This is a genomic window from Sphingomonas sp. AC449, from assembly GCF_979253475.1.
Genome location: NZ_CEEDCZ010000005.1, coordinates 261653 through 268071, shown reverse-complemented (window position 1 = coordinate 268071; position 6419 = coordinate 261653). Strand labels below are relative to the sequence as shown.

The following is a 6419-nucleotide window of genomic DNA, read 5'->3' as shown; positions in this document are numbered from 1 at the left end:
CTGCACACCGTCATCACGATGGTCAGCGTCCATGTCGACCTCGCGAGCGGCCGCCCCGCGCCGCTCCCCCCGCCGCCACAAAGCCCTGCAATCTAGCCGCTCGATCACACTGACTTGACGCTTTTGATTGCAAAGCGGCGCGTTGCGGCCCCATCTAGCAATCGTGTTGCGCCAATATGAACTCGTCGATCGAGTCCTCGATTACGATCCCGATGCCGACGAGGCCCTGCTGAATCGTGCCTATGTGTTCTCGATGCAGGCGCACGGGTCGCAGAAACGCGCCAGCGGCGATCCGTATTTCAGCCACCCGATCGAGGTGGCGGGGATCCTGACCGACCTGCATCTCGACGACGAGACGATCGCCACCGCGATCCTCCACGACACGATCGAGGACACCGTCGCCACGCCCGAGGAGATCGAGCGGCTGTTCGGCCCGTCGGTCGCGCGGCTCGTCGACGGCGTCACCAAGCTCAGCAAGATCGAGGCGCAGACCGAGAACGAACGCGCCGCCGAAAACCTGCGCAAGTTCCTGCTCGCGATGTCCGACGACATCCGCGTGCTGCTGGTCAAGCTCGCCGACCGGCTGCACAACATGCGCACGCTGCATCATATCGCGAAGCCCGAGAAGCGCCGTCGCATCGCCAAGGAGACGATGGACATCTACGCGCCGCTCGCCGAGCGGATCGGCATGTACGAGTTCATGCGCGAGATGCAGACGCTCGCGTTCGAACAGATCGAGCCCGAAGCCTCCGAATCGATCAACCGCCGGCTCGAGCAGCTCAAGAACGGCGACGGCAACCGCATCGCCAAGATCGCGTCGGGGCTCAGGCTGGTGCTATCGCGCGCGGGGATCGAGGCCGACGTGTCGGGGCGCGAAAAACACCCCTATTCGATCTTCCGCAAGATGTCCGAACGCCATATCAGCTTCGAACAATTGTCCGACGTGATGGCGTTCCGCGCGATCGTGCCGACCGAGGCGGACTGCTACGCCGCGCTCGGCATCATCCACCAGCGCTGGCCGATGGTGCCGGGCCGGTTCAAGGATTACATCTCGACGCCCAAGCGCAACGGCTATCGCTCGCTCCACACCAGCGTCATCCACGCGGACAATGCGCGCATCGAGATTCAGATCCGCACCGAGGCGATGCACGCGCAGGCCGAATTCGGCCTCGCCGCGCACTGGGCGTACAAGCAGAAGACCGGCGGCCAGACGATCGGCGGCGGCGAGCATCAGGTCAGCTGGATCCGCGATCTCGTCGAGATCCTCGACACCGCCGAGAGCCCCGAGGAGCTGCTCGAACACACGCGGATGGCGATGTACGCCGACCGCATCTTCGCCTTCACCCCCAAGGGCGAGCTGATCCAGCTGCCCAAGGGCGCGACGCCGATCGACTTCGCCTATGCGGTCCACACCGATCTCGGCGACCAGGCGGTCGGCGCGAAGATCAACGGCCGCGTCGTGCCGCTTTCGACGGTGATCGAGAACGGCAACCAGGTGCAGATCCTGCGCTCGAAGGGCCAGTCGCCGCAACCGCACTGGCTCAACGTCGCGACCACGGGCAAGGCGCTCGCCGCGATCCGCCGCCATCTGCGCCACAAGGAGCGCGTCGAGCAGGAATCGCTCGGCCGCACGCTGTTCGACGACATCGTCACGCGGCTCCCCGCGCAGATCGCCGCGGACGCGACCGAGCACGCGCTCAAACGCCTCAAGATCGCCGACGAGGGCGCGCTGATGGTCGCGATCGCGCGCCGCACCGTGTCCGACGAACAGGTGATGGAGGCGCTGATGCCCGGCTCGACCGGCGCCGATCTCGGCCACGCGGTCGCGCCGCAATCGAGCGCGATCTCGATCAAGGGACTGACGCCGGGGGTCGCCTACGACCTCGCCATCTGCTGCCATCCGGTGCCGGGCGACCGCATCGTCGGGCTGCGCCGTCCCGATGCGGGGATCGAGGTCCATGCGATCGACTGCCGCGTGCTCGCCGAACTCGCCGAGCGGACCGAGAACGAGACCGACTGGGTCGACGTCGCGTGGGGCGAGAAGACCGAGGGCGCGGTCGCGCGCATCTCGGTGATGGTCAAGAACGAGCCCGGCTCGCTCGGCGTGGTCGCGTCGATCATCGGCACGCACATGGCCAACATCATCAACCTGCGGCTCGACACGCGCGACACCAGCTTCCACACGAACGAGATCGACGTCGAGGTCCACGACGTCCAGCAACTCATGCGCCTCATGGCCGGCCTCCGCGCCGCCGACGCCGTCAACACCGTCGAACGCGTCTAACCCGCCGGCGTCCTCCTCGCCCGTCCGCGCAGCAACCGCCGTCCCGTCCCCCCTCCGCCGTCATCCTGACGAAAGTCAGGATCCAGAGCCAAACAGCGACACGCCCCCGCAACCCTGGATCCTGGGTCAAGCCCAGGATGACGGCAGGGGAGTGCCGCCCCCACCCACCCCGTCATCCTGACGAAAGTCAGGATCCAGAGCCAAGCAGCGTCACGCCCCCGCAAGCCCGGGATGACTAACACACCCCCCGCTTGCCCCCCGCAATTCCCCGGCTACTATCCCCACCAACACCCCGGGGGACCCATCACATGAACCGTCGCGCCTTCCTCTCGTCCGCGAGCATGCTCGCCACGCTCGCCCTCGTCCCGCGCGCAGCCCTCGCCGCGGGCGCCACCCCCGGCGACGCGAAGCTCGACGCGCTGCTCACGTCGATCTTCGACGCGAACCTCAAATACGCCCCCGAATTCGCCACGCAGCTCGGGCTCGACAAGGGCGCCAACGCCGCGCTGAAAAGCCGGCTCGGCGATTACACCCCCGGCGCGGTCCGGGCGAACCTCGCGCGCACCACGCGCGCGATCGCGCAGATCGAGGCCGTCCCCCCCGCCACGCTCTCCGACGCCGGCCGCCTCAACCGCGAGGTCGTGCTCTATTCGCAGAACCAGCAGCGCGCCGCCGCCGAGCGGTTCGGGGTCGGCTCGCCCACCAATCCCTATGTCATCAGCCAGCAGGACGGCGCCTATTTCGACGTCCCCGACTTCCTCGACAGCGCGCACGTCATCAAGACCGCCGCCGACGCGGACGCCTATTGCGCTCGCCTCGACGCGTTCGCGACGGCGCTCGACGGCGACACCGCGACACAGGCCGAGCGCGCGAAACGCGGCCTCGTCGCCCCCGGCTTCTCGCTCGACCTCGCACTCGGCCAGATGGCGGCACTCCGCGCCCCCGCGCCCGCACAAAGCGGCCTCGTCACCTCGGTCGCGACGCGCAGCAAGGCCGCCGGGCTGACCGGCGACTGGGACCGCCGCGCCACCGCGCTTGTGACGGACAAGGTCTATCCCGCGCTCGACCGCCAGATCGCGCTGGTGAAACAGCTCCGCACCACGGCGCGCCCCGAGGCGGGGCTCTGGGCGGTCCCCGGCGGCGACGCGATCTACGCCGCCGCGCTCGCACAGGCGACCACCACCAACTTCACCCCCGACGAGGTCCACAAACTGGGCCTCGAGCAGGTCGCGCAGATCAGCGCCGAACTCGACACCATCCTCAAGGCGCAGGGCCTGACCAAGGGCAGCATCGGCGCGCGGCTCGCGGCGCTCAACGCGAGCCCCGCACAGCTCTATCCCGACACGCAAGCCGGCCGCACCGAGCTGATCGCCGGGCTCAACACCGGGCTCGCCGCGATGCAGGCCAAGCTCCCCCAGGCGTTCATAAACCCGCCGTCCGCCCCGCTCCAGATCCGCGCGGTCCCGACCGATATCCAGGACGGCGCGTCGAACGGCTATTACCGGCTCGCCGCGCTCGACGGCTCGCGCCCGGCGATCTACTTCATCAACCTGAAAAGCGTCGCCGACTGGCCCAAATACACTTTGCCCTCGCTCACCTATCACGAGGGCGTGCCCGGCCATCATCTCCAGCTCAGCCTCGTCGCCGGGCTCGACACGCCGCTGCTGCGCAAATTCTCGTTCTTCGGCGCCTATGTCGAGGGCTGGGCGCTCTACGCCGAACAGCTCGCCGACGAGCTCGGCGGCTATGCCGGCCCCATCGAACGCGCGGGCTATCTCCAGTCCTTCCTCTTCCGCGCCGCGCGGCTCGTCGCCGACACCGGCCTCCACGCCAAGCGCTGGACGCGCGAACAGGCGACCGACTATTTCGTCGACACGGTCGGCTTCGCCCGCCCCCGCTCGCAGCGCGAGATCGAGCGCTACTGCACGATGCCCGGCCAGGCGTGCAGCTACAAGCTCGGCCACATCAGCTGGCTTCGCGCGCGCGACTCCGCGAAGAAGATCCTCGGCGACAAGTTCGACGTGAAGCAGTTCCACGAGGTGCTCCGCGACGGCGCCGTCCCCCTCACGATCCTCGAACGCCTCGTCGAAGCCCGCGCGACGGCCTTGGCCAAGGCCTGACCAATAAATCCTCCCCCGCAAGGGGGAGGTGGGCCGCCCTTGCGGCTCGGAGGGGGAGGAAAGGGACGAACTCACCGAGGTCCCCCTATCCTCCCCCTCCGTCGCCTACGGCGCCACCTCCCCCTGGCGGGGGAGGATCGAGACCGAATATCCGACGATGACGCCGCCCGCACACCCGGCTAAAGACCCCGCATGCACCGTCCCGCGCTCTCGATCGTCGTCCCCTGCTACAACGAGGCCGCGTGCCTCGACCTCCTCCACGCGCGCATCTCGGGCGCGGCGCAGAGCGCGGTCGGCGACGATTACGAGATCGTCCTGATCAACGACGGCTCGCGCGACGACAGCTGGTCGGTGATGCAGCGTCTCGCCGCCGCCGATCCGCGGCTCGTCGCGATCAACCTGTCGCGCAACCACGGGCATCAGCTCGCGCTCACCGCCGGGCTCGACCTGTGCGCGGGCGCGCAGATCCTGATCATCGACGCCGATCTCCAGGATCCGCCCGAGCTCCTCCCCCAGATGCGCGCCGCGATGGCCGAGCAGCAGGCCGACGTCGTCTACGCGGTCCGCCGCCAGCGCGCGGGCGAGACGGTCTTCAAGAAAGCCACCGCCGCCGCCTTCTACCGGCTGCTGACCAAGATGACCGACACGCCGATCCCGGTCGACACCGGCGATTTCCGGCTGATGAGCAGGCGCGCACTGGACGCGTTCCTGTCGCTCCCCGAACAGGCGCGCTTCATCCGCGGCATGGTCGCCTGGATCGGCTTCCGCCAGGTCCCCTTCGCCTATGACCGCGCCGAGCGGCATGCGGGCGAGACCAACTATCCGCTCGCCAAGATGATGCGGCTCGCGTTCGACGCGGTGACCGGCTTCTCGACCGCCCCGTTGCGCTTCGCCAGCCATGCCGGCCTCGCGCTCACCGGCGTCTCGCTGCTGCTGTTCGTCTACATCGCGATCGGCTGGCTCTCGGGCAGCGCGGTGCAGGGCTGGACCTCGACGATGCTGGTGACGGTGTTCCTCGGCGCGGTACAGATGTTCGTGCTCGGCATGATCGGCGAATATCTCGGCCGGCTGTATGTGGAATCCAAACGCCGCCCGCTCTACATCGTCGCCGACATCGCCGGCCCCATCCAGGGCAAGGCGACGCTCGGCTTCCGCGCCGAACCCACAGAACCCCCCCTCAAGTAATCAAAAAGCCCCTCCCCTTCAGGGGAGGGGTTGGGGTGGGGCGAACCCAGCAAGCCGACGTCTCGGAAAGCCCCCACCCCGGCGAAGGCCGGGGCCCAAACGGGATAGCCAGAATAACGAGGCGCAACCGCCGTCACGACGGTCCCCCAACTGGACCCCGGCCGACGCCGGGGAGGAATTGAGGAGACGTCGCGTGCGAACCACACCCAACCGCAGCGCCGCCCCACCCCCCGTTCGTGCTGAGCGAAGTCGAATCACCGCCCCCGCACACACCCTTCGACTGCGCTCAGGGCGAACGGACAAAAGGCGCCGCTTTCGCCCATTCGTCGCCGTTCGGCCCGGGGCGGGCCGCTCCCGATTGCAGACGCTCGGCAACGATGGCACGCATGTCGACGAGGAAAGCGGGAAGGGCTCGGCATTGGAACTTGGAGATAATGAAACGGGCCTTCTGGAAGACTGCCATGAGGACTGGCGGGCGTTGTGGGAGATCCCCTCGGGGCCTCCGACCAGAAGCATTGACGAAAGCATCGGTTTTCTCGTGCCTCTTATTGAGGGCGGCTACCTTACAACGCTTGAAGTTACTGCGTGGGAACAGGCGAGGGCTGCCGCGCCGATGAATCGAGACGTTGCTTTGACTGTCGTGAGACGGAGCGAAAACTACACTCCACCGGCGAAGGAAGGCGAAACCTTTTATTTGCTGTCGATCACGCCTGAAGGCGAAGCCGCCATCCCGCCGGGTGCGTTCCCGAACGATTGACTATCCGGGTCTGCTTTGCCCGATGCCGTGTCCAAAAGCGGACGATCCGCTGACCACCAAACCCAGACATCAA

4 protein-coding genes are annotated in these 6419 nt (G+C 67.7%); all 4 read left to right on the top strand.

The annotated features are described in order from the left end of the window. The first annotated feature begins 163 nt into the window (after window positions 1-163). Entirely contained in the window at window positions 164-2284 is a 2121-nt protein-coding gene (locus AC0CH3_RS11455; RefSeq protein WP_056017717.1) for a RelA/SpoT family protein, read from the top strand. A 308-nt stretch (window positions 2285-2592) separates the two neighbouring features. Next, complete coding sequence (locus tag AC0CH3_RS11450; RefSeq protein ID WP_465237901.1) at window positions 2593-4404, top strand: DUF885 domain-containing protein; 1812 nt, start codon at window positions 2593-2595, stop codon at window positions 4402-4404. 192 nt (window positions 4405-4596) lie between these two features. After that, entirely contained in the window at window positions 4597-5589 is a 993-nt protein-coding gene (locus AC0CH3_RS11445; RefSeq protein WP_354301060.1) for a glycosyltransferase family 2 protein, read from the top strand. 358 nt (window positions 5590-5947) lie between these two features. Further along, complete coding sequence (locus AC0CH3_RS11440) at window positions 5948-6346, top strand: hypothetical protein (RefSeq protein WP_354301058.1); 399 nt, start codon at window positions 5948-5950, stop codon at window positions 6344-6346. The last annotated feature ends 73 nt before the right edge of the window (window positions 6347-6419 follow it).